Source organism: Kitasatospora sp. NPDC093550 (genome assembly GCF_044764985.1).
Taxonomy (GTDB): domain Bacteria; phylum Actinomycetota; class Actinomycetes; order Streptomycetales; family Streptomycetaceae; genus Kitasatospora.
Genome location: NZ_JBIWJF010000010.1, coordinates 188,526 through 212,176 on the forward strand (window position 1 = coordinate 188,526; position 23,651 = coordinate 212,176).

The window sequence follows — 23,651 nt, forward strand, 5'->3', positions numbered from 1 at the left end:
GCCGGGGTCCGCCGAGACGCGGCGGGCACGGTGGGAGGAGCGGGGCCGTGTGGAATGACCTGGCGGTCGTCCAGATGCCGATCATCGAGAAGATCCTGCGCACGGTCGCGGTCTACGCGCTGGTCCTGGTCCTGTTCCGGATCGCGGGCAAGCGCGGGCTGGCCCAGCTGAACACCTTCGACATGGTGGTGGTGTTCCTGCTCTCCAACGTGGTGCAGAACGCCGTCATCGGCGCCGACAACAGCCTGTTCGGCGGGGCGATCGGGGCGGTCACCCTGGTCGCGGTGAACTCCGTCGTCACCCGGTGGCTGGCGCGTGACCCGAGGGCCGCCAGGATCCTGGAGGGCACGCCCACCACCGTCGTGAAGGACGGCGAGCTGGTGCCCGGCGCGCTGCACGACCTGGCCCTGCGGCCGTCCGAGCTGGAGCACGCGATCAGGGTCCAGAACGGCGACTCGGTGACCGACGTCGCCCGGGCCCGGCTGGAGCCGGACGGGCAGCTGCTGGTCACCCTCAAGCGGGACGAGCAGAGCGCCACCCGGGCCGACGTGGAGGACCTGCGGCACCGCTTGGCGACGATCGAGCGGCTGCTCGTGGACCTCGCCGACGGGCGGCGGCCGCCGCGCTGAGGGCCGCCGCCCGGCAGCTGCGCGCCGGTGCCCGTCGGCTGGGGGCTGGTGCCGAGTGCCCGGTGCCCGGCGCTCAGGGGCGGGCGTCCGCCGTGGCGGGGGCCTCGGCTCCGGCCTCGGCGTCGGCTCCGGCCCGGCGACGGCGCGAGGTGGCGACGGCCGTGGCGACGGCCAGGCCGAACCCGAGGGCGGCGGACAGCAGGTGGCCGACGGTGGTGAAGTCCGGCAGCGGGCCGGGCCAGTCCACGCCGCCGGAGAGCGGCCAGGCCACCACGAAGGCGGCCCACGGCAGCCGGGCCCAGCGGGGCACGGCGAGGGTGGCGAAGGCGAGGGAGGTCTGGGCGCCGTAGCTGATGCCGTAGTCCGAGTCCTGCCGCACGCTCTCCGGGTACCAGCCGTGCCGCAGCGCGAGCAGGATGACGACGGCGGTGATCAGGGTGGCGCCGATGTGCCCGCCGAGGAGGACGGCGGTGGCGCGCAGCTTGCCGTAGCGGCGCTCGGCCCAGGCGAGGCAGCCGCAGATGCCGAGGCCGAGGGTGATCAGGGTGCCGCCGAAGCCGGTGGAGGCGACGTCGGTGAGCGTGCCGTCGAAGAGCAGCGCGCTGCCGAACAGCGCGCTGACCGGATGGTCCTGCAGGTTGTCCAGGTTGGTGCTGATGTAGGCGCGGATGGCGTCCGCGCGGTCGGCGGGGATGTTCTCGACCCAGATGTGCCCGAGGACGAGCAGCACGACGTAACAGAGCGTCAGCGGTGAGCGGCGCGGGTACGTCCGGAGGGTGCGGAGCAGCCGGGACGGGAGCCCCCGCGGTGATCGAGCGTTCATGTTCCTGATGCTGTCCCAGTCGAGCCGATAGTCCGACCGGCTCAACCCCGCCGGCCCCCGCCGCGACAGTACCGTCCCCGGCCGGATCGGTGCTCGGCGTGCGGTGCCCGGCGCGCGGTGCTCGGCGCGCGGTGCTCGGCCCTACCGGCGGGAGAGCGTCGCCGTGAAGGGACGCGGGGTGAGGGAGGCGCTGCGGGCGGGGCGGACGGGGCGGCCCCGCGTGGGGGTGATGGTCCAGCGGGTGGCGATGGTGGCGATGGCGAGGACGGCCTCGGTGGTGCCGAAGGCGTCGCCGATGCAGCGGCGGGCGCCGAGGCCGAAGGGGGCGTAGGTGCCGGGGGCGGGGCGGGCGGTGGTGAGCCAGCGGTCGGGGTCGAAGCGGTCGGGGCAGGGGAAGACGTCGGCCCGGCGGTGCAGCAGGTACGGGCTGTAGAGGAGGGTGGCGCCGGCCGGGAGGGGGTGGCCGCCGAGCCGGGTGTCGGCGGTGACGGTGCGGCTGAGGATCCAGACCGGCGGGTAGAGCCGCAGCGTCTCGCTGACGATCCGGGCGGTCAGCGGGAGGGCGGGGAGGTCCTGGTGGCGGGCGGGGCGGCCGTCGAGGACGGTGTCGAGTTCGGCGTGCAGGCGCTCGCGGACGGAGGGGTTGGCCGCGAGCAGGGTCCAGGCCCAGGAGAGGGTGGCGGCGGTGGTCTCCATGCCGGCCAGCAGGAAGGTGACCACCTGGTCGTGGATCTCGGTGTCGGAGAGGCCCTGCCCGTCCTCGTCCACGGAGCCGAGCAGCACGGACAGCAGGTCCCGGCGGTCGGTGCCGGCCGCGCGGTAGTCGGCGATCAGCCGGTGGGTGATCTCCCGCAGGTCCTGCCGGGCGCGCCGGAAGCGGCGGTTGCCCGGGGTGGGGAGGCGGTCGGTGCCGGGCAGCGGCAGCATGACCCGCCGTCCGACACCGCCGGCGATGACGCCCATGCTCGCGTGCACCGGCAGCGAGCCGGCCCGTTCGTGCGCGGCGAACAGGCAGCGGGCGGTGACGGCGGTGGTCAGGCGGTACATCGCGGCGGGCACGTCGACGGTGTCGCCGTCGCGCCAGGCGGCGGTGGCGCCGGCGATCTCCTCGGCCATCATCGCGGCGTAGCCGGGCATCCGGTCGCGGTGGAACGCGGGCTGCAGCAGGCGGCGTTGGCGCCGGTGGTCGGCGGCGGGGCAGGTGGCGAGGCCGTTGCCGAAGACCTCGCGGGCCTTGTCGAGGACGATCCCGCCCTTGTCGTACGCGCGGTCCTCGGTGAGCAGCCGGCGGACCAGTTCGGGGTGGCAGACCACGTACGCGTCGAGCGGGCCGAGCCGCACCCGGACGAGGTCGCCGTGGGCGGGCAGGCCGGCCACGAAGGCGAGCGGGCGGCGGAGGAAGGCCGGGGCGTGGCCGAGCAGCGGGAGTCCGCCGGGAGCGGTGGCTGCGGTGAACCGGGTGGTCGGGAAGGAACGGGTCGGCACGGGCGGCACCTCGGGTCGGGCGGGTGGGACCGGAACGGTTCGTGCTCGGGGGGTCTTTCCCGGCGGCCGTCCGCGAAACGATCGTGGACGGGCGGGTGGGGTGAACGCGGGGGCGCATGCCGAACGCCCGTGCGCCGTCCGCGATCGGACGGAACGTCCACCTCCCGGTGGTGCGAGTGGCCCGATGGCGCCGACGGCTGCCTACACTCGGAGGTCCTGTGGGACTACCGGTCGGTAGCATCGGGCGGGGGGCGACCCGCCCCCCGCGCGGCCGGAGCGATGGCCGGGGGTGGAATCCCGGCAGGGAGTGGGGAGTTCGGATGACCGACGAGCGGGTCCATGCGTACACCGACGACGCCCTCGGCGCGCACGACGCGGTGGCGCTGGCCGCCCTGGTGCGGGACGGCGCTGTCAACCCCCGGGAGCTGGTCGCCGCGGCCGCCGCCCGCGCCGCGCGGGTGGACGGGGGGCTGCTGCCGGTCGCCCACGCCTCGTACGACCGGCCGCGGATCAGCCGGGAGGGCATCGGCGGGCCGCTGTGGGGCGTGCCGACCTACCTCAAGGACAACGTCGACCTGCGCGGACTGCCGACCGCGATGGGCAGCGAGGCCTTCCGCGCCCGACCGGCCCGCCGCAACGCGCGTTTCACCGACCAGTTCCTCTCCACCGGCCTGGCCGTCCTCGGCAAGACCCGGCTGCCCGAGTTCGGCCTCAACGCCTCCACCGAGTTCGCCGAGGCCCAGCCGGTGCGCAACCCGTGGAAGCCCTCGCACTCGGCCGGCGCCTCCTCGGGCGGCGCCGCGGCCCTGGTGGCCTCCGGGGTGGTGCCGATCGCGCACGCCAACGACGGCGGCGGCTCGATCCGCATCCCGGCGGCCTGTTGCGGCCTGGTCGGCCTCAAGCCCACCCGGGGCCGGCTGGTCGCCAACCCGCAGGGCGCCAAACTGCCGATCGACCTGATCACCGACGGGGTGCTGACCCGCTCGGTCCGCGACACCGCCGCCTTCTTCGCCGCCGCCGAACGGCACCGCCGCAACCCCGGCCTGCCCCCGCTCGGCCTGGTCGAGGGCCCGGGCGAGCAGCGGCTGCGGATCGGCCTGGTGGTGGACTCGCCGATCGCCAAGACCGACGACCCGACCCGCCGGGTGGTCGAGGAGACCGCCGCCCGGCTGGAGGCGATGGGCCACCTCGTCGAGCCGACCACCCTGCCCTTCGGCGAGGAGTTCTCCCGCGACTTCGTCACCTACTGGGGCTACATCGCCTGGGCGATCGCCCTCACCGGCCGGCTGCTGGTCGACCCGAGCTTCCGGGCCGACCGGCTGGACGGCCTGACCACCGGGCTGCGCCGCCGGTTCCGGGCGGAGTTCCCGCAGACCCCGGGCGTGCTGCGGCGGCTGCGCCGCGCCGAAGGGGTGTACGAGCGGATCTTCCACCACCACGACGTGATCCTCTCCCCGGTGCTCGCCCACACCGCCCCGCCGATCGGACACCTCAGCCCGAACGTGGACTTCGACGAGCTGATGGACCGGCTGATGCGCTACGTCGCCTTCACCCCGGTCAACAACGTGACCGGCGGCCCCGGCATCGCCCTGCCGGCGGGCTCGGCGCCCGGCGGCCTGCCGGTCGGCGTGCACCTGTCGGCGGCGCACGGGCAGGAGCGGGTGCTGCTGGAACTGGCCTTCGCGCTGGAGTCGGAACGGCCCTGGCGGCTGATCGAGGACTGACGGAGGACCCAGGACCGGCGGCTGATCGAGGACTGACGTCGGGGCGGGGACCGGCGGCGCGGCGGGGGCCGGCAGGGGGGCGCTCCGGACCCGCCGCCGCCGCTCAGGCCTTCGGCGCGGCCACCGACCGGGCCGCGTGCACCTCGTGGTGCAGCCGGGCCAGCGTGCCGCTCGGCGCCGGCGCGTCCGGCGCCACCTCCGGCAGCGACCGGCCGGTGCGCAGTGCCTCGGCGAGGTCGGCCAGCTCTCCGGCCACGGTGCCGACCTCGGCCGCGGTCGGCACCGGCGCGCCGTGCTCGATCCGCACCCGGGTGGCGGTGGTGACGTCCACGATCCGTTCGACCGCGACCACCACCGGCCACCACGCCTCCGCCCGGGCCCCGGTCGGCGGCGGCTCGGTGAGCGCCCGCTGGAACTCGCTGCGCACCGTCGACAGGTCCCGGTAGAGCCGCCGCCGGTACCGCGCCCGGGCCGGATCGTCCCGCCCCGGAGCGGTGGTGAAGGCCAGCGAGACGTACGAGGCGGTGTCCTGGACGGCCTCGGCGAGGCGCTCGCCGATCCGGGTGTGCCAGGACTCCGGCCACAGCAGGTAGCCGGCCAGCAGCGAGATGCCGCAGCCGATCAGCGAGTCGTAGAGCCGGGGCAGCACCAGGTGGAAGCCCTGGTGGTTGAGCAGGTCGGAGAGCAGCAGGATCACCGGGGTGATCGCCGCGGTCTGGAAGGCGTACCCCTTGGCGGACAGCACGGGGATGAGCGTCGCCAGCGCCGCCATCACCGGCACGTCCCACCAGCCGCGCGGCACGGCGGCCAGCACCGGGGCGGCGATCAGCAGCCCGCCCGCGGTGCCGAGCGCGCGCAGCACGGCGCGGGAGAACACCGAGCCGAAGTCCGGCTTCATCACGAAGGTCACGGTCAGCGCCACCCAGTACGAGCGGGGCACCGCGATCACCGACACCAGCACCTGGGCCAGGCCGATGCACAGCGCCAGCCGCAGCCCGTACCGCCAGGACCCGCCGGACAGCAGCAGCGCCCGGGCGGCCCGGCGGGCCCGGACCTCCAGCCCGGCGGGACGGCCGAGCCGGTCGTCGACGGCGTACGGGTCCGGCGCGGCCTCCCGCACGACGGCGGCGGCGTGTCCGATGGCCTCGACCAGGGCCCGGGTGGCCGGTCCGGCGGGTTCCGGCAGGCCGGGTGCGGGTGCGGGTGCGGGTGCGGGTGCCGGGCCGCCGCGGCCGTCGGTGCGGCCCTCCGGCCGGTCCCGCTCGACGGCGTCGGCCAGGGCGCGGACGGCGGCCGGGTAGCCGGCCGGCAGCGGGCCGTACTCGGGCGGGCGCAGGTGGACCGCCGAGGTCGCCTCGACCACCGGGATCACCGCGTTGAGCCGGGCGAGCAGCCGCGCCAGGCCGGGCGAGCGGCCGTGCCGCCGGGTCCGCCGGGCGAGCAGCACGTCGTAGGAGTGGTTGAGCGACTGGGTGAGCTCGCGGCGCCGCTCGTCGTACCCGGGGGTACCGGCCGCCTCCAGCAGGTCGGCGACCGAGCGGTAGGTGCCGGCCACCACCGCGCGTTCGGGGACGCCGACCCGCAGCGGCCAGGCGAGCAGGGTCAGGGCGAGCACCACCAGGCCGCCGAGCAGCAGCAGTCCGGGCGGCAGCCACCAGGGGGAGGGCAGCGGCAGGCCGGCCCCGACCACCGCGTTGAGCAGCAGGAGCAGTCCGGAGACGGAGGCGACCGCGCCGATCGAGGAGATCATGCCGGAGACCAGCGCGATGACGGTCAGCACCGCGACGGCCGTCCAGCCCGCGTCGTGCACCCGGGCGCCGAGCAGCACCCCCAGGGCGCCGAACAGCTGGGGGACGGCGATGGTGAACACCCGCATCCGGTAGGCGTCCGCGGTGTCCCCGATGACGGCGGAGAGTGCGCCCATCGAGACCAGCGCGCCGTCGGCGGTGTGTCCGGTGGCGGTGCCCACCGCGAGTGGAGCGGCGAGCGCGACCGAGGCGCGGGCGGCCGCGGCCCACGGAATCGGAGCGGGCCGGGGCCGCAGGCTCGCGGTCAGCCAGTCGGGCGGGGCGAGCCGGGCGGCACCGGGGCGTCGTGGCATGGGCCCAACCTATGCCGGGCGCGCGCACAGCCCGGCGCGACACCTCCGGGCACTACCGGCTGGTTCCCGGTAGGCCCCGGGGCACCTCCGGCACAACGGATTGCGGGGCGCTCCGGTTCACCCGGCGGTTATGTCAATTCCCGAAACATACCCCGTCTTATGTCCGTCTCCGAAACATAAAGCGAACCGCGAGAGGCGCCGTGAACTGCGTCGATTTCCCAATCGGCAACCCGCGGGAAAGGGTTGACACCATTAGTTGGTCTAGTCCAGTGTGTGGGGAGCGTGGTTCGGCAGAGGCTGATGTGAGGTGAGAGGCCTTGCCGGACGGGCGAGTTGACCCCCTGACGTGGCGCCGAGACGCGGTCGGGGGTCGAGTCAAGAAGGAGCGTGTGCGGACCGACGTCGGTCCGCGGGGGGAATTCCCGACCCGGCCGGAGACCGGTCGCGCTGCCCGCCGTGTCCGCACTGCCCGCTGAATCAAGCGCTGCGTCGACTACGAACCGTGGAGTGACTGCCCATGTCGAGCCCAGACGGACAGGCCGAGGAGTATCTGTACCGAGCCGCCTCGGAGCGCCCCTACTTCAGCGCGGACACCGAGACCTACCTGGCCCCCACCGCGCTGCGCGAGATCCGCAAGAGGCACCCGCTGCGGGTGCTCTCCGAGGAGGACTACGCGTTCTGGCAGACCTACGGCTACGTCGTGGTGAAGCAGGCGATCCCGGCCGACGCCGCGCGGCGCCTGCTCGACTTCGCCTGGGACTTCCAGGGCCTGTCGCCCGACCGCCCCGAGGACTGGTACCGCGAGCGCGAGTACCGCGACGAGCTCGACCAGCACCTGCACATCTACGGCTTCGTCGAGGCCTACCACCACCAACTCATCTGGGACAGCCGCCAGTCGCAGCGCGTCTACGACGCCTTCGTGGACGTCTGGGACTGCGAGGAGCTGTGGGTCACCCTCGACCGGCTCAACCTCAACCCGCCGAACGTCCGCAACCGCGACCGCGCGCTCATCGAGCCCACCGACCGCGGCTTCGACATCGAACTGCACTGGGACGTCGACACCACCCGGGGCGTGCTTCCGCAGCGCGTCCAGGGCATCGTCGCGCTCGACGACACCGCCCCCGACCACGGCGGCTTCCAGTGCGACCCGGAGCTGTTCCGCCGCTTCAACGAGTGGCAGGCCACCCAGCCGGCCGACCGCGACCCGATCCGCCCGGCCGTCGACCGGGACGAGTTCCCCGTCGTCCGACCCGAGTTGAAGGCCGGCGACCTGCTGATCTGGAACGGCCTGCTCGCCCACGGCGTCGAGCGCAACACCTCCGAGCGCGGGGTGCGCGCGGTGCAGTACCTGTCGATGATGCCCGCGCTGGAGGAGGCCGAGCGGCTGCGCCGCTCCCGGGTGGAGTCCTGGCGCACGCTCGCCACCCCGGACTGGAACCGCACCCTGGTCGGCGACGCCACCCGGCCCGAGGCGCAGCGCTACGGCAGGGCCGAACTCAACGAGCTGGGGGAGAAGTTGCTCGGGCTGCGGTCCTGGAGCGGCAAGCCGTTCGACGAACCCGGCGACGCCGGGGACCGACGGCCCGCCGCCGACGGCGAGCCGCACGCCACGGGGGAGCGGGAATGCGCGACGTCTGCCTGACCCTTCCCACCAACCGCGAGTGCGCGGACACCATCACCGCGGTCGGCGCCGAAGCCGCCCACGCCGTACGGCGGTTCGGCGTCCGGGTGCACCTGCTGGTGCTGGACTCGGCCGACCCCGCCGCCCGCGCCCGGCACGCCGCGGCCGCCGCCGCCCTGCCCGTGGTCGACGGCCTGCTCGTCCACCACCTGGACGAGGACGCCCAACGCGCCTTCCTGCGCGGGGTGATCGACCGCTCCGGCGCCCCCGGCCCCGACCGGCTGCTCGACCTGATGCTGCCCGACGCCGTCTCCTACGGCGCCTGCACCAACCGGGCGTTCCTGCTCGCCGCCGCGCTCGGCTGCAGCTCGGTGCACCGGCGCGACTCCGACAGCCGCTACCAATGGCTGGACGGCCGACCGGTGTTCCCCATCGAGCACGAGCTGGCCACCCTCGGCCTCAAGGCCGCCGACGCGGCCGCCGCCGTCACCGAGCACAACCTCGACCCGGAGCTCGCGGACAAGCCCGTCGCCCTGGTCGGCGCCTCCTTCGTCGGTGAACTCTCCGTCGACCTCGGCGAGATCCGCGAACTCGACCCCGAGGTCTACCACGACGTGGTCGCGCTCTGGGCCCCCACCGGAGCGAGCGAGCGGGAGCGGAGCGACCTCGTCGCCGAATCCTTCATCGGCGGCGGCACCGAACCGTTCACCGCCGACCGCGCCGTGCTCGGCCGGCCCGACATCTGGCACATCGACATGTGCAACATCGCCCTCGACCACGAGGTGTACGAACGCGTCCCGCTGCCGCCCGCCACCGACACCATCGGCAGCGACTACTTCCTGCACCACCTCGTGCACGACGCCACCCTGCCCGGTGTCACTCACAACCGGCACATCGTCAACTACTACACGCCCGAGCGGCGCACCGGCCCCGGCTTCACCGCCTACCAGCTGCGCTACGCCAAGTTCCTGCTCTCCATGCTCTACCTCCACCCGGTCTACGCCGACCTGGAGGCCGCCGGCCCGGCCCTGCTGGACGAGCAGCACCACGTCCGCCCCGAGCCGATCGCCGACTCCGCCCGCCGCAGCGCCGCGACGGACCGCGCGGAGAACCACCGCCGACTCGCCGAACTCGACCGCTGCTACCGGCGCCTGGGCGGCAAGTACGCCGAGTTCGCCGACCACCTGGTGCCCCGCCGGGAGCAGCTGCTCGACCGGGCACAGTCGGACATCGAGGACTTCGCCCTGCTGATCGACGCGTGGGGCCCGTTGGTGCGGGCGAGCAAGGCCACCCCCGCCGACCGGCTGCCGCACCAGCCGGAGAACGGGAACACCACGTGACACACCGGACGACACACCCGCTACCGACCCCGACCCCTCCGCCGAGCACGACGCCGGGCCCGAAGCCGAGCCCGGCGCCCCGCCACCGCGCCCCGACCGGGACCGCCGTCCACGGCGGCGCACCCCGCCCCGACCCGTACGACCGCACCGCGCTCCGGGCCGCGCTCGCCGCCGCCACCGACGACCGGATCATCTACGACCTCGACGGCATCGGCCGCCAGTACGCCGCCCTGTGCGCCGAACTTCCCGGTGTCGCCGTACGGTTCGCGATGAAGGCCTGCCCGGTGGACGAGGTGCTCGACCACCTCGCCGGGCTCGGCTCCGGCTTCGACGCGGCGAGCCCGCAGGAGATCGCCCAGGCGCTGCGCACCGGCGTCGCCCCCGAACTGATCCACTACGGCAACACCGTCAAGTCCGACCGCAACATCGCCGAAGCCCACCGGCTGGGCGTGCGCGACTTCGCCACCGACAGCCTGGAGGACGTCGCCGCGATCGCCGAACACGCCCCCGGATCACGGGTTTTCTGCCGGATCGCGACCACCGGCGAAGGCGCCCTGTGGGGCCTGAGCCACAAGTTCGGCTGCTCGCCCGAGGACGCCCTGCGGGTGCTCGGCGAAGCCCGTACCGCCGGGCTGGTCCCCGCCGGCCTGTCGGTGCACGTCGGCTCCCAGCAGATGACCGCCGAGGCCTGGGGCGCCGCCGTGGAATCCCTGGCAGCCGTGCTGGAGGCGCTCAACTGGCGCGGCATCACGCCCGACCGGATCAACCTCGGCGGCGGCCTGCCCGCCCTCGGCGTCCTCGACCGGCGCGGCCGGCCCCTCGACCCGCCGCTGGACAAGATGTTCGCGGTCATCCGCGAGGGCATGGAGCGGCTGCGCGCCGTCAACGCCGGGCCGCTGGACTTCCTGCTGGAACCCGGCCGCCACCTCGTCGCCGACCACGGCGCGATCCGCGCGCACGTCGCCCGGCTCACCTCCCGGCACCGCCTCGACGGCACCCGGGAGGACTGGCTCTACCTCAGCTGCGGCAAGTTCAACGGCCTCTACGAGATGGACCAGTTGCAGTACCGGCTGGAGTTCCCCAGCCACCCCGGCGGCCAGTTCGTCAACGCCGTGGTGGCCGGGCCGACCTGCGACAGCGACGACGCCTACGCCCAGGAGGGCGGCCTGGTACGGGTCCCGCGCGCGGTCGGCTCCGGCGACCCGGTCTGGATCCACTCCTGCGGCGCGTACGCCACCGCCTACGCGACCCGCGGGTTCAACGGCTTCGCACCGCTGCCGTACACCTGCATCGGCGGGAACGGCGGACGGCACGGCGGCGGGAACGGCGGCGGGAACGGCGCGCACGGCGAGGGAGAGGACGCATGAGCGAGTTCCGCATCCGGCTGCTCCGGGACGAGGACTGGGACGACGTGGTCGCCCTGGAGGAGCGCGCCTACGCGGCCAGCGGCCTGTCCGAGGGCCGCGAGGCCCTGCAGTCCCGGCACCGGGCCTCGCCGGACACCTGCTTCGTCCTGGAGCACGCGGGGCGCCCCGGCGGCTACCTGCTCGCCCTGCCGTACCCGCTGTCGCGCTGCCCGGACCTCAGCCGCAGCGAGGACGGGGACGCGTCCGGAGGCGGGGCCGGGGCCGGCGGCAGGGACGGCGAGGGCGCGCGGCCGGGCAACATGCACGCCCACGACCTGGTCATCTCCGAAGCGCTGCGCGGCCAAGGACTGTCCCACCGGATGCTGCGCCACCTGGAGGAGACCGCCCGGGCGGCCGGCTACCGGACCATCTCCCTGGTCGCCGTGCGCGGTTCGCACGTGCTGTGGACCCCGCTCGGCTACCGCGCCCGGCCCGAGGTCGAACTGCCCGCGAGCTACGGCTCCCGCGCGGTCTACATGGCGATGCCGCTCGACCCCGCCGACCCCACCCCGCCGTCCGACCCGATCCCCGGGCCCCGACCCCGAGCCGAAGTGGGCTGATGCCGCACATGACCCCCGTTCGCGACGAGTTCCGCCGCTCCCAACTGGCCATCGGCGCACTGTTCTTCGTCCTCGGATTCCAGTACGCGACCTGGGTCTCCCGGGTGCCCGCGCTCAAGGCCAGGCTCGACCTGGGCGAGGCCCAGATCGGCCTGCTGCTGATGACCTGCGGGATCGGCGCGGCCGTGTCCTTCCCGCTGGTCGCGGTGCTGATGCGGCGGCTCGGCTCCCGGCTGCTGTCGGTGCTGTCGGCACTCGCCCTCGGCGCGATCCTGCTCGCGCTGTCGGTGGTGCCGAACTACCCGGTGACGCTGCTGGTGCTGTTCTGCGACGGCGTCGCGGTCGGCTGTCTGAACGTCGCGATGAACGCGCAGGGCGCCGCGCTGGAAGCCCGCTTCGCGCGGACCACCATGTCCCGGCTGCACGCCACCTTCAGCGCCGGCTCCCTGCTCGCCGCGCTGCTGGCCTCCGGCGTCAACGCCTTCACCGGCACCCTGGCCGTGCACTTCGGGCTGGCCGCCGGGCTGCTCGCCGTCCTGGTCCTCGCCGCCCGGCCGGGACTGCTGGCGGACGGACCGGTCGAGCGGAGTGCGGACGCGGCGGCGACCGGGAAGAAGCGCCGCGGCCTCGTCCTGCCGACCGCCGTGACCCTGTGGATGGGCCTGGCCATGGTCTTCGGCACCGTCACCGAGGGCGCCATGAACGACTGGTCGGCGCTCTACCTCAAGGACGTCGTCGACGCCGGAGCCGGGCTGGCCCCGATGGGCATCGCCGTCGTCTCGGTGATGATGGTCTGCGCCCGGATCTTCGCCGACGGCTGGCGCACCCGCTTCGGCGACGGCCGCATCGTCCGCACCGGCAGCCTGCTGGCGGGCCTCGGCCTCGCGCTCGCCCTGCTGGTCGGCGGCGTGGTCCCGACCCTGCTCGGCTTCGCCTGCGTCGGCCTCGGCGTCGCCGCCGTCACCCCCTGCGTCTACGTCGCCGCCGCCCGGCAGGGCGCCGACGCGCTCTCCCTGGTCGCCGCGATGGGCACCACCGGTCTGCTCGCCGGCCCCGCCGTGATCGGCTTCATCGCCGGCGCCACCAGCCTGGTCTGGGGCATGGCCACCGTCGCCGCCTCCGCCGCCGTCGTCTCTCTCTGCGCCACCCGCATCACCTGGCCCGCCCCGACCGCCACAGCCCCCGCCCCCGACCCCCACCTCGCCACCGACGCCACCTGACCCACCCCCCGAGCCCTCGCCCGGCACCTCACGCCTCCCCTGTCGTGAGGTGCCGGGCGAGTCTTTCTTGGGTGGTGTCGGGTTGGGGTGGGGGTTGGGGGTGTGGGGTTCGCGTCTCCCGTGTCGTGAGGTGGCGGGCGAGTCTTTCTTGGGTGGTGTCGGGTTGGGGTGGGGGTTGGGGGTGTGGGGTTCGCGTCTCCCGTGTCGTGAGGTGGCGGGCGAGCCCTTCGTGGGTGGTGTCGGGTGGGGTGTGACTGCGTGGGCGGGGGTGATGTGGTGGGCGATTGCCGCCTCCCCTGATCTGTCGTGCCGTCAGGTGGAGTGCGGGTGCGGGATGTCTGCGCCGCCGGTGGCGGCGTGGTGGGCGAGTTTGGTGCGGAGGGCGGTGAGGCGGGCTATCTCGGCGTCGAGGGTGGCGAGGCGTGCGCGGACGACCGGGGCGTAGGTCTCCGGGCCGGGGTCGGCCGTGCAGCGGCGCGGCGGGTCCTCGGCGAGCAGGTCCAGCCGGTGCGGCCGACTGGCCAGGTCGTCCACCGTCAGCCCCACGGCGAGGAGTTGGCGGATCACCCGGACCCGTGCGATGTCGGCCGGGCCGTACTCGCGCTGGCCGGAGGCGGACCGGGCGGGCGGGGGCAGCAGCCCGCGCTGCTCGTAGAACCGCAGTGCCCTGGGGGTGGTGCCCGCCGCTGCCGCCGCGTCCCCGATCCGCATGCCCGCCCCTTCCGTTCTCAGAGCTCCACGATGGTCGCCCCGAAGGTGTCCCCGGTGAACAACCGGGACAACGCCTGCGGGGCCCGGTCGATGCCCGCGACCGGCGTCCACGGGAAGGTGATCTCCCCGCTGCGCAGCCAGCCGCCGAGGCGCTCGCGCCACTCGGCCGCCAGGTCCGGGTGGTCGAGCAGGGTGAAGCCGCGCAGCCGCAGGCCGAGGGTGACGACCCGGAAACTGTCGATCACCGCAGGGGAGTTGCCGCCGGGCAGCCGGGGATCGAGCTGCCCGGACAGCGCGCCGACCACCGCGATCCGGCCGCCCTGCCGGGCCGCGTCCACGGCGGCGGTCAGCTGCTCGCCGCCGACCAGGTCCAGCACCACGTCGACCCCGTCCGGCGCGGCCCCGGCCAGCAGCTCGGCGAACGGCCGCTCGCCGGGCACCAGCACGGCGTCGTAGCCGAGTTCGGCGGTCAGCCGCTGCGCCTTGCCGGGCGAGCGGGTGGTGCCGATGACCCGGGCGGCGCCGAGCAGTCGGGCGATCCGCCCGGCGAGCGAGCCGACCGCGCCCGCGGCGCCGGTGACCAGCACCACGTCGCCCGGGCGCACTTCGGCGCAGCGGGTCAGCGCGCCGTAGCCGGCCGAGGCGGCGGAGACCAGGGCCACCGGCAGCGGGAAGTCCGGGTCGACCGCCGTGAACCGGGCGGCGTCCGCCACCGCGTGGTCCCGCCAGCCGTCCAGGTGGGTGACCAGGTCGCCCGGGCGCAGCGGCCCGCCCTCCGGCGCGGCCAGCACCTCCCCGAGGGCGGGCCCGAACAGCGCCTCGCCGGGCTTGACGTGGGGCACGGGCAGGCCGGTGCCCGCGCCGCTGATCAGCGTGCGCAGCGCCGGGAAGACCAGGAACGCCCGGTTGCGGACCAGCACCTGTCCCGGCCCGGGCGCCGGCAGCGGCTCCTCGGCGACGGTGAAGTCCTCGGGGACGGGCAGCCCGCGCGGCTCGGCGGTCAGTCGGACGACCCGGGCGGTGGTGGGCAGGGGCATGGCAGCGCTCCTCGTGCGGAAGGGGGTGCCCCGGGGTGGGGCGCCCGGACGCTAACCCTTGACCCTTGCGTCAGAGGCAAGCCGCACGGCCAGCGGGGCGATGGCGATCAGTACCAGCGCCGGGCCGGCGGCGCGCGGCGTACAGGAAGCCGAGTCGGATGCGGGTCATGATCCGTGGACGCCGTCTGACGCACGGTAAGTTCCCTGTCGGCCGCCGGATCCCGGCGCGGCGGCCGGGTACGACCGGACGACCGTGCGCCGCACCGAGAGGGATGAACAGCATGACCGAGCAGGCCCCCGCGCCCTTCGAGCCCGTGGACGAGGACTGGCGGACGGCGGTGGCGATCGTCGCGCACCCCGATGACATGGAGTACGGCGGCGCCGCGGCCGTCGCCCGCTGGACCTCCCAGGGGAAGAAGGTCGTCTATGTGATGGTGACCAGCGGCGAGGCCGGCATCGACTCGATGGACCCGGCCGAGTGCGGGCCGCTGCGCGAGGCCGAGCAGATCGCCTCGGCGCGCGTGGTCGGCGTGGACACCGTCGAGTTCCTCGGGTACCCGGACGGCGTGGTCGAGTACGGGCTGCCGCTGCGCCGGGACATCGCCCGGGTGGTGCGCCGGCACCGGCCGGACATCGTGATCACCAGCAACTTCCGGGAGACCTACGGCGGGGTGTTCCTCAACCAGGCCGACCACATCGCGGTCGGCCGGGCCACCCTGGACGGGGTCCGGGACGCCGGGAACCGCTGGGTGTTCCGGGAGCTGGTGGCGGAGGGCCACGAGCCGTGGAACGGCGTGCGGCAGATCTGGGCGGCGGCCTCGCCGGAGGCGAAGCACGCGGTGGACACCACCGACACCTTCGACCGGGGCGTCGCCTCGCTGGAGGAGCACAAGGCGTACCTGGCCGGGCTCGGCGGGGCGATGGCGGACGCCCGGGAGTTCCTGGAGGGCTTCGGCCGGGGCGCGGGCAGCCGGCTGGGGACGCGTTTCGCGGTGCCGTTCGAGGTGTTCCCGCTGAGCTAGGACGGGTCCGTCGGGGCGTGGGTACCGGGCCCGTCCTCGTCGCCGGGCCCGTCCTCGTCCCCGGGCCGGTCTTCGTCCCCGGGCCCGTCCTCGGCTTCCGGCCCCGACCCGGCACCCGAACCCGGCCCGGCGCCCGACCCGTCCTCGTCCCCGGTGCCGGTGCCCTCGCGGCGCCGGCGCCGGTACCGGAGCACCTGGCGGAGCAGGAGGGCCGCGACCAGCACCCCGAGCCCGATCGCGAACCAGACCTGGTAGCGGATCGCCGTCCGGTACACGGTGTCGATGTTGGCCCCGGCGAGGTAGCCGAAGGTGCCCCAGACGCCCGTCCACAGCACGGCGCCGAGCACGTTGAACGGCTGGAACCGGCGCCAGGGCATCTCGGTCGTCCCGGCGATGATGCCGTTGGTCTGGCGCAGCCCGTCGACGAAGCGGGCCACGGTGACGACCTTGCCGCCGTGCTGGGCGAAGAAGCCGTCCGCGCGCTCCATCCGGGCCGGGGTGAGCAGCACGTAGCGGCCCCAGCGGTGGACGAAGGCGCGTCCGCCGGTGTGGCCGATCAGGTAGCCGAGGCTGTTGCCGAGGACGGCGGCGACGGTCGCGATCAGCAGCACGGCGGCGAAGTCGAGGTGACCGGTGCCGGCGTACACCGAGGCGAGCACCAGGATGGTCTGCCCGGGCACCGGGATGCCGCAGTTGTCCAGCAGCACGAGCAGCGCCACCGCCAGGTACCCGTAGTGGTCCAGCAGTGGCGCGAGCCCGGAAAGTGCCCCGGGCAGCGGCGTGGTGGGGGAGGACACCGCGCCTCACCACCCCGCGCGGGTCCGCGGAGGGGCCGCGGGGCGCGGGACGGCAGGGGCGTCGGTCAGCGCTCCGCCAGGCGCGGTTCGATGTTGCAGTCGGGGCCCGGGTAGATCAGGCCCTCGTGGCCGTCCTCGAAGCGGACCACGTACGGCGGCTCGCCGTTGGTGCCGCGCACCTCGATGATCTCGCCCTTCTGGTCCACCATGCCCACCGACCTGCTGTGGATGTGGAGCTGGTCACCTACCGCTGCGTGCATGGTCTGCTCCCTCGGTCCTCGGGGTCGTCGGGGCCGCCTCCGCGGCCGCTCCGCTATCCACTGTGCTGCGGGGGCGGCGGGCTCGCAACGGCTCGGGCGGACGGGAGCCGGGGGCGTGCGGGCCGGGGGTCAGCGGGCGGGCAGCTGTTGCGCGAGGTAGCCGCGGACCAACCGCTTGCATTCGGCGATCAGCGTCGGGTCGCCGTTCGGGTCGCCGCGGAAGGCCAGTTTGAGCACCGCGTCGGCGGCCTCCAGGGCGACCCGGAGGGTGAGGGTGAGGCCGTCGGGGTCGCCGGTCCGGAACAGGTCGCCGCCGAGTGCCTGCAGGCGCAGGGCGACGGCGGTGTTGTTGTCGACGCCCGCGTCCAGCAGGTGCCGGTCGTCCCGGACCCCGGCGGGCACGAGCGGACCGGCCAGGCCGAAGTCGAGCTGGCCGAAGCCGGGCACGGTGCGCTTCATCGCCACGAACTCCTCCACCGCGAGGTCGGTGAAGGCGGCCGGATCGACCGGGGCGGCGGCGGCCAGCCGGGCGTCGAGGCGCTGGAGGTACCGGTCGAGGTTGCGGCCGGCGAGCGCGGCGAGTAGGTCCTCCTTGCCGGCGAAGAACTGGTAGAGGGTGCCGATCGGCACCTCGGCGCGGTGGGCGACCTCCTTGGTGGTGAGCGCGGTCGCCCCGACCTCGTCCAGCAGTCCGGCGCAGGCGTCGAGGATGCGGCCGTACCGCACCTGGCTGCGCTGCTGGACCGGGCGCCGACGGGCCGGCGGGGTGGTCGGGCCGGCGGTCCGGGGGCTCCGGATGTCCGAACTCATGGGCCCACTCTGCCGCATCCGCTGTTCCGTCGGCGAATCACCGGGGCGGAACGCGTCCGGTGTTCCCCGTGGGGAGGGAATCGACTGGTGGCCGGAGCTGAACGGCACGGTGGCGGGAAGGTGTCCACGAGTTGGCATGCGTCTTGTCGTGGACGCGGTGACCGGTTCATACTCCTGGGGCGGACTACCTTGCGTGATCGCCCCGTGCCTCTTCGTGGTGATCGCGATTCAGCCGTGGCGGCCGTGACGGACGCCCCGCCGCCGCCCGAGGTCCGGAGGGAACCCGTGTGCCTCCTCGCTCGCGCCACGTCCCGTTGTTCGTCCCGCAGAACGGAAGGAGGGGGGTCGGTTCGGTGACGCTGCACTTCGGAGGGCGCGAGGCCCTCGACACCGAGCACCACCGCCAGTTCCTGGAGTCCGGGTACCTGGTCCTGCCCGGCCTGGTGCCGGAAGCACTGCGCGAACGGCTCGTCCCCGAGGTGGACCACTGGGTCGACGAGGGGTTACGGGCCCGGTCGATCGCCGCCTGTACGGACCCGGCCCGGCACGGGCCGCCGCCGCTGCTGGAGCTGGAGCTGCCGGCCCACGGCCAACTCCTCACCCACCCACCGCTGTTGCGGACACTGACCCGGCTGATCGGACCGTCCTTCGTCTTCCACCACCTGCACAGCGACCGCCAGGCCCCGGGGATACCGGGCAAGCCCTGGCACCACGACTGCGAGCCCAACGACCGCTCCGACCCGTCGCTGCTGATGGTCCACGCGCTGCACTACCTCGGCGGACTGGACGAGAAGGTCGGCAGTCTGGCCGTGCTGCCGGGCTCGCACCACGGCACCGCCGGCAAGTCCGCCTTCGCCCACCACGGCACCGCGGAGCTGCCCGGCGAGGTGGTGATCGACCGGCTGGCGCCCGGCTCGACCGTGCTGCTCAACTCGGCGCTGTTCCACACCCGCAGGCCGGCGCCCGACGGGCCGGGCCGGCCCCGGTACTTCATCGACGCCTCCTACTGCCAGGTGGGCGCGCGCTGGCGCCCGGTGAAGCCGTACTGGCGGCAGATGCTCGCCCGCGCCCGCGAACTGGACCTGGCCGACGGCCAGTGGCCCGAGCTGTTCGCGGAACGGCACTTCACCGAGTACACCGGAACCGTCTGAGGAGCACTGCCGTGGAGATCGTCACCGCCGTCGCCTACGCCGAGGTCCACGACGCCTACCTACGGGACCACCCGGTGGAGCGGGACCACGAGGCGAACACCAACGTGTACGGCGAGGAGAACCTCGAACGCGCCGACCGCATCCCCGGCGGCTGGTGGCGGGTCCGGCTCTCGCGGGCGGACGTCCTCGGCGTCGTCCTGCCCTGGCACCTCAGCGAGGGCGGGGACCTCGAACTGGTGCCGCGCTCCGGACTGACGGTGGCCCGGGCGGCCGAGCGGATCCGCTCCGCCGGGGCCGCCTGGACCGCCGCCAACCCGGTCTGCGCGGCCAAGCTGCGGCTGCTGCGGCGGGCGCCGTTCACCACCGTCTTCCTCAGCACCGCCCCCATCGACCACTCCGACTACGGGGACCTCGCGGTGCGCGCCGGGCTGATCCACCTGGACGGCCTGCACCGCATGCTGGCCTGGGAGTTGGCCGGCCGGCTGCCCGAACGGGCGCTGCTGGACGGGTACCTGGCGGGCGACCCCGGGGGCCCGGCCCGGCCCGACCGGCCCGACCGGCCAGCCCGGGCGGACCGGGCGGGGGACGAGGCGGCGTGACCCCCGCGACGCAGCACCTCCGCACGGCGCCGTCCGTCCACAGCGCCCGTTCGCTGCCCGAACTCCTCGCGCACCTCGCCCGGGCGCACCCGGACCGGCGCGCCCTGAGCGACGGCGTCCGCACCGTCGACTACCGCACGCTGGACACCGCGGCCGGCCGGATCGCCGCCCGGCTGGCCGCCGCCGGCACCGGACGCGGGGACCGGGTCGCCCTGGTCGGGCCCCGGGACGCGCGGATGCTGGTCCTGCTGCACGGGGTGCTGCGCTCGGGCGCGGCCGCCGTGCTGGCCGACCCGGACTGGTCGGCGGCCGACCTCGCCCGGCGGCTGGCGGCCGTCCGGGTGGCCAGGGTGCTCGCGACCGAGGGCGGGCTCGGCGGGGAGGTGGTGGACGTGGCGGCCGGCCCCGCTTCCGGTGCGGCTTCCGCGACGCTGCCCGGCCCCCGGGGCGGGATAGCGGGTGAGGACCTCGCGTACCTCTCCTTCACCTCCGGGTCGAGCGGCGAGCCCAAGGCCGTCGCCGTCACCCACGCCAACGCCGTCCACTACGCCCGGGCACTGGCCGGGCGGCTCGCGTTCACCGAGGCCGACGCGCCGCGCACCGCGCACGTCACCACGCTGGCCGCCGACCTCGGCCACACCGCCTGGCTGCTCGCCCTCGCCACCGGCGGCTCGGTGCACCTCGTCCCGGACCGCGAGGTGCGCGACCCGGAGGCCTTCTGGGCCTCGCTCCGGCAGGCCGGGGTGAACGTGCTGAAGACCACCCCCTCGCACCTGACCGCCCTGCTGGAGGGCCGCCCGGCCGACGCCCCGCCGCTGCACACCGTGCTGCTCGGCGGCGAGCCGCTGCCGCGCCCGCTCGCCGCCGCCCTGCTGGAGGGCGGCACCACCGCCCGGCTGGCCAACCACTACGGCCCGACCGAGACCACCGTCGGCGCCACCTGCCTGCTGGCCGGCGACGCCCGCCGACTGCCCGCCGAGGAACCGACCGTCCCGATCGGCAGCGCCATCGGCGAGGTGCGGCTCACCGTGGTGGACGATGCCGGACGGGCGGTGCCGGACGGCGTCGTGGGGGAGCTGCTGATCGGCGGGCGCGGCGTCACCGCCGGGTACTTCGGGCGGCCCGCCGAGACGGCCCGCGGCTTCGTCCGGCACGACGGCCGACTGATGTACCGGACGGGCGACTTGTGCCGCCGCCGGGCCGACGGCGACCTGGTCTTCCTGGGCCGGGTGGACCGCCAGGTGAAGGTGCGCGGCTACCGGGTGGACCTCGCCGAGGTCGAGCGGGCCATGGACGGGTACCCCGGCGTCGCCCGCTCGGCGGTCCTCCTGCGGGGCACCGCCGTCGGTGCCCAACTGCTGGGCGCGGTACGGCTGCTGGGCGGTGCCGCAGACGCCGACGGGCTCGACGGCTACCTCCGCGGGCTCGACCGCCACTTACGGGACCGGCTGCCGGGCTACTCCGTGCCGCAGCCGGTCCTGGTGCTGCCGGACTTCCCGGTCGGACCGAACGGCAAGCTCGACCGGCCGCGGCTGGCCGAGCTCGTGGCCGAACTGGTCGAGGCCCGGGCGGAGTCGGCGGGTGCCGCGGCGAGCGGACTTGCCGGCGAGATCGCCCGGTTCTGGGCCGGCGCGCTCGGCCTGCCCGCCGTCGGGCCGCGGGTGGACGTGCTGGGCCTCGGCGGGGACTCCATCCTCGCCATGCGCACCATCGCCCTGCTGCGCCGGGCCGGCCACCGGGTCGCCCACGAGGACTTCTACCGGCACCCCACCGCGGAGGCCCTGGCGGCCGCCGCCGTGCCGGTCGCCCCGCCCGGCCCGGCTGCCCGCACCGGAGCCGGCACCGTCCGGCTCGCCCCGGCGCAGCGCTGGCTGTACCGGCAGCGGTCCCTCGCGGACGTGCGGCACTGGAACCAGTCCGTCCTGCTGCGCTGCCGTACGGCGGTGGACCCGGCGGCGCTCTCGGCGGCGGTCGTGGCCGTCCTGGAACGCCACCCGGCGCTGCGCCGCCCGCTCACCCCGGAGGGCTGCGGCGAGCCCAGGGCGACGGCCGAGCTCGACCCGGTCTCGTTCTCCCGGGTCCCGCGTGCGGCCGGGCCGCTCGCCGACACCGTCGCCGGCGTCTGCACCGCGCTCCACCGCAGCCTGGACCCCTCGGCCGCCCGGCTGCTGCGCGTCCACCTCTTCTCCGGCCCGCCCGGCACGGACGACCGGCTCGCGCTGATCGCGCACCACCTGGTGGTCGACGGGCTCTCCTGGCGCATCCTGCTGGACGACCTCGCGCACGCCTACCGGGCGGCGCTGGACCGGAAGCCGACCGATCTGCCGCCGACGGGGGACTTCTCCGCGTGGGCGGCGGCGGCCGCCGAAAGGCCCCCGGACGGACCCCCGGACGGACCCGCGGACGGACCCGCGGTGGAACCGGGGGCCGAGCCGGCGGCCGAGGCGGCGACCGAGCCGGGGGCCGAGCCCCACGAGGCGCCCGCCGCGCTCAGTTGGGCGCTCGACGCGGAGGCCACCGGCCGGCTGGTCGCCCGGCACGGAGCCGGGGCCGGACTGGAGGCCGTCCTGCTGGCCGCCTTCGCCGGGGCCGTCACGGGCACGGAGGGCGCTCCCCGGCTGGCGGTGGAGGTCGAGACCCACGGCCGGGACACCGGCGGCGATCCGGGCGAATTCCTGGACACCGTCGGCTGGTTCACCGCCGTCAAGCACGTCGAGCCGGCGGCCGGGGAGGGCCCGGAGGCGGTGGCGCGGCGCTTGCGCGAGGCACCCGCCCGGCCGATGGACGCGCCCGGCGACCGCCCCGCCGTCGGGTTCAACTTCCTCGGCACCTTCCGGCTCCCCGTGGAGCCCGCCCTGGACTGGACGGTGGCCGCCGAACAGGCCGGGGTCGCCCGCTGCGCCGGGGGCGACCCGCTGTACCGGCTGCGGCTCACCGCGCGGATCGTGGAACGGCGGCTGGTCGCCGACCTGGTGTACGCCCGGTCCGGCCTGTCGCACCCCGACGCCGAGCGGATCACCACCGCCTTCGCCGCCGCCGTGGCCGCTGCGGCGGGCGGGGCCGACGGGAACGGCGCGGCGGGCGGTGCCGTCCCCCGTCCCGTGCGCGCGCCGCTGTCCACCTCCGGCCAGTTGCTGCACCCCGGCCTCCCGCCGGCCGCCCCGGCGGCGGTGCGCACGCCCGGCCGGGCGACGGTGCGCGAGCCCGCCCGGGTGCTGCTCACCGGCGCCACCGGCTACCTGGGGCGGCACCTGCTGGAGGCGTTCGCCCGGCGCGGTGCCGAGGTCACCTGCCTGGTCCGGGCCGGTGACGACGGCCGGGCGGGGGAGCGACTGGGCCCGGGCGCGGCCCACGCCGTCGCCGGGGACATCGACCGGGACGGCCTCGGGCTCTCCCCGGCCGGGCTGGACCGGGCCCGGGGCGCGCGGATCGTGGTGCACGCGGCGGCGGACGTCCGGCTGGTGGCCTCGCCCGAGGAGCTGGAGCGCACCAACCACACGGCGGTGCGCCGCCTGCTCGGCTGGGTCGGGGAGCACGCCCCGGAGGCCCGCGTCCACCACGTGTCCACGCTCGCCGTCTCGGGCGGCGTGGACGGTCCGCCGCGCCGCTTCAGCGAGGCGGACCTGGCGATCGGCCAGCACTTCCGCACCCCGTACGAGCGGACCAAGTACCGTGCGGAGCAGGCCGTCCGGGCCTGGGCCGCCGGCGGGCACGCCGCCTACCTGCACCGCAGCGGCCACATCGCGGCGCACAGCCGGACCGGCGCGTTCCAGGCCAACACCGGCGACAACCGGATCTACCAGCTGATCCGCGGCTACCTGCTGGCCGGAGCCGCACCGAGCCGGCCGGCCACCGCGTTCGCCTTCTCGCACGTGGACACGGTGGCCGCCGGGATCGCCGCGATCGCCCTGGACCCGTACGCCGCGCCCGGCGCGTACCACGTCGAGTCGCCGTACGACGTCCCGCACGACGAACTGGTGGGCTGGCTCGCCCGCTGCGGCCACCGGGTGCGGCTCACCGACGACGCGGGCTTCGCGGCCGCGCTCGCCGCCGCCGAGCGGCGGCACCCGACGGCCGCCCGGCTGGCCGCCGCCTGGGCGCAGCAGGAGGAGCGCAACGTCCGGGTGGACAGCGCCTACACCACCGGCGTGCTCGACCGGCTGGGCGTCCGCTTCACCGAGCCGACCCCGCGGTGGTGGTCGGCCGCGCTCGCCTGGGCCGTCGAGGCCGGCCACCTGCCGCCCGCCGACCCGTCCCGACACCCGCTCGACCTCCTGCTCGATCCCCCGCTCGGCCCCGTGCTCGATCCCGCCGTCCTCCCTCCCGAAGGCAGGACCCACCCGTGAAGGCAGGCC

The 23,651-nt window shown here is 75.4% G+C and carries 19 protein-coding genes; 11 read left to right on the forward strand and 8 right to left on the reverse strand.

Going from position 1 to position 23,651, the window contains the following annotated elements; genetic code table 11:
- Positions 1 to 47: 47 nt before the first annotated feature.
- Positions 48 to 629 (forward strand): DUF421 domain-containing protein, encoded by a 582-nt coding sequence (locus ACIRD3_RS18575; protein WP_402217477.1) that lies wholly within the window; start codon positions 48 to 50, stop codon positions 627 to 629.
- Between the two features lie 73 nt (positions 630 to 702).
- Here ACIRD3_RS18575 and ACIRD3_RS18580 read toward each other — a convergent pair whose 3' ends face one another.
- Together ACIRD3_RS18580 and ACIRD3_RS18585 are read right to left on the reverse strand one after the other, a co-directional pair.
- Positions 703 to 1,452 carry a rhomboid-like protein gene (locus ACIRD3_RS18580; protein WP_402217480.1) on the reverse strand — a complete coding sequence of 250 codons (750 nt, stop codon included), beginning with the start codon at positions 1,450 to 1,452 and terminating at the stop codon, positions 703 to 705.
- A 141-nt stretch (positions 1,453 to 1,593) separates the two neighbouring features.
- Positions 1,594 to 2,937: a cytochrome P450 gene (locus tag ACIRD3_RS18585; RefSeq protein WP_402217482.1), complete on the reverse strand. Its 1,344-nt coding sequence runs from the start codon at positions 2,935 to 2,937 to the stop codon at positions 1,594 to 1,596.
- A 320-nt stretch (positions 2,938 to 3,257) separates the two neighbouring features.
- Between ACIRD3_RS18585 and ACIRD3_RS18590 the strand changes: the two genes are divergently transcribed.
- Positions 3,258 to 4,661 (forward strand): amidase, encoded by a 1,404-nt coding sequence (locus ACIRD3_RS18590; protein WP_402217485.1) that lies wholly within the window; start codon positions 3,258 to 3,260, stop codon positions 4,659 to 4,661.
- 103 nt (positions 4,662 to 4,764) lie between these two features.
- Here ACIRD3_RS18590 and ACIRD3_RS18595 read toward each other — a convergent pair whose 3' ends face one another.
- Positions 4,765 to 6,762 (reverse strand): FUSC family protein, encoded by a 1,998-nt coding sequence (locus ACIRD3_RS18595; protein ID WP_402217487.1) that lies wholly within the window; start codon positions 6,760 to 6,762, stop codon positions 4,765 to 4,767.
- A 517-nt stretch (positions 6,763 to 7,279) separates the two neighbouring features.
- Between ACIRD3_RS18595 and ACIRD3_RS18600 the strand changes: the two genes are divergently transcribed.
- The 5 genes from ACIRD3_RS18600 (at position 7,280) to ACIRD3_RS18620 (ending at position 12,909) form a co-directional block, all read left to right on the forward strand.
- On the forward strand, positions 7,280 to 8,404 hold the full coding sequence (locus ACIRD3_RS18600) for a phytanoyl-CoA dioxygenase family protein (RefSeq protein ID WP_402217490.1): 1,125 nt from the start codon (positions 7,280 to 7,282) through the stop codon (positions 8,402 to 8,404).
- On the forward strand, positions 8,386 to 9,723 hold the full coding sequence (locus tag ACIRD3_RS18605) for a DUF6271 family protein (protein ID WP_402217492.1): 1,338 nt from the start codon (positions 8,386 to 8,388) through the stop codon (positions 9,721 to 9,723). The genes ACIRD3_RS18600 and ACIRD3_RS18605 overlap by 19 nt, the downstream gene beginning before the upstream one ends.
- 188 nt (positions 9,724 to 9,911) lie before the next feature.
- Complete coding sequence (locus tag ACIRD3_RS18610) at positions 9,912 to 11,090, forward strand: type III PLP-dependent enzyme (RefSeq protein ID WP_402217721.1); 1,179 nt, start codon at positions 9,912 to 9,914, stop codon at positions 11,088 to 11,090.
- Positions 11,087 to 11,689 (forward strand): GNAT family N-acetyltransferase, encoded by a 603-nt coding sequence (locus ACIRD3_RS18615; protein WP_402217495.1) that lies wholly within the window; start codon positions 11,087 to 11,089, stop codon positions 11,687 to 11,689. The genes ACIRD3_RS18610 and ACIRD3_RS18615 overlap by 4 nt, the downstream gene beginning before the upstream one ends.
- A complete protein-coding gene (locus ACIRD3_RS18620; RefSeq protein ID WP_402217498.1) occupies positions 11,689 to 12,909 on the forward strand; it encodes an MFS transporter in 1,221 nt (406 codons plus the stop codon). Before ACIRD3_RS18615 ends, ACIRD3_RS18620 begins: the two co-directional genes overlap by 1 nt.
- A 312-nt stretch (positions 12,910 to 13,221) precedes the next feature.
- Here ACIRD3_RS18620 and ACIRD3_RS18625 read toward each other — a convergent pair whose 3' ends face one another.
- Together ACIRD3_RS18625 and ACIRD3_RS18630 are read right to left on the reverse strand one after the other, a co-directional pair.
- The gene (locus tag ACIRD3_RS18625; RefSeq protein WP_402217501.1) at positions 13,222 to 13,620 is read right to left on the reverse strand and encodes a MerR family transcriptional regulator; all 399 of its coding nucleotides are present in this window, start codon (positions 13,618 to 13,620) and stop codon (positions 13,222 to 13,224) included.
- A gap of 17 nt (positions 13,621 to 13,637) precedes the next feature.
- Positions 13,638 to 14,657: a zinc-binding dehydrogenase gene (locus tag ACIRD3_RS18630; RefSeq protein WP_402217504.1), complete on the reverse strand. Its 1,020-nt coding sequence runs from the start codon at positions 14,655 to 14,657 to the stop codon at positions 13,638 to 13,640.
- 281 nt (positions 14,658 to 14,938) lie between these two features.
- Between ACIRD3_RS18630 and ACIRD3_RS18635 the strand changes: the two genes are divergently transcribed.
- Entirely contained in the window at positions 14,939 to 15,679 is a 741-nt protein-coding gene (locus ACIRD3_RS18635) for a PIG-L deacetylase family protein (RefSeq protein WP_402217507.1), read from the forward strand.
- On the opposite strand, the gene ACIRD3_RS18640 is transcribed toward ACIRD3_RS18635, so the two are convergent.
- From ACIRD3_RS18640 to ACIRD3_RS18650, 3 genes are all read right to left on the reverse strand, one after another.
- A complete protein-coding gene (locus tag ACIRD3_RS18640; protein ID WP_402217509.1) occupies positions 15,676 to 16,476 on the reverse strand; it encodes a DedA family protein in 801 nt (266 codons plus the stop codon). The genes ACIRD3_RS18635 and ACIRD3_RS18640 overlap by 4 nt on opposite strands.
- A gap of 65 nt (positions 16,477 to 16,541) precedes the next feature.
- On the reverse strand, positions 16,542 to 16,736 hold the full coding sequence (locus tag ACIRD3_RS18645; RefSeq protein WP_355675598.1) for a DUF1918 domain-containing protein: 195 nt from the start codon (positions 16,734 to 16,736) through the stop codon (positions 16,542 to 16,544).
- Positions 16,737 to 16,865: 129 nt separating this feature from the next.
- The gene (locus ACIRD3_RS18650) at positions 16,866 to 17,546 is read right to left on the reverse strand and encodes a TetR family transcriptional regulator (protein WP_402217513.1); all 681 of its coding nucleotides are present in this window, start codon (positions 17,544 to 17,546) and stop codon (positions 16,866 to 16,868) included.
- A 353-nt stretch (positions 17,547 to 17,899) separates the two neighbouring features.
- On the opposite strand from ACIRD3_RS18650, the gene ACIRD3_RS18655 reads away from it, so the two are divergent.
- The 3 genes from ACIRD3_RS18655 to ACIRD3_RS18665 are packed head-to-tail and all read left to right on the forward strand — an operon-like array spanning position 17,900 to position 23,642.
- Complete coding sequence (locus ACIRD3_RS18655) at positions 17,900 to 18,697, forward strand: phytanoyl-CoA dioxygenase family protein (protein WP_402217516.1); 798 nt, start codon at positions 17,900 to 17,902, stop codon at positions 18,695 to 18,697.
- Positions 18,698 to 18,708: 11 nt separating this feature from the next.
- Positions 18,709 to 19,296: a DUF6309 family protein gene (locus ACIRD3_RS18660; RefSeq protein WP_402217519.1), complete on the forward strand. Its 588-nt coding sequence runs from the start codon at positions 18,709 to 18,711 to the stop codon at positions 19,294 to 19,296.
- The gene (locus tag ACIRD3_RS18665; RefSeq protein WP_402217522.1) at positions 19,293 to 23,642 is read left to right on the forward strand and encodes an amino acid adenylation domain-containing protein; all 4,350 of its coding nucleotides are present in this window, start codon (positions 19,293 to 19,295) and stop codon (positions 23,640 to 23,642) included. The genes ACIRD3_RS18660 and ACIRD3_RS18665 overlap by 4 nt, the downstream gene beginning before the upstream one ends.
- The last annotated feature ends 9 nt before the right edge of the window (positions 23,643 to 23,651 follow it).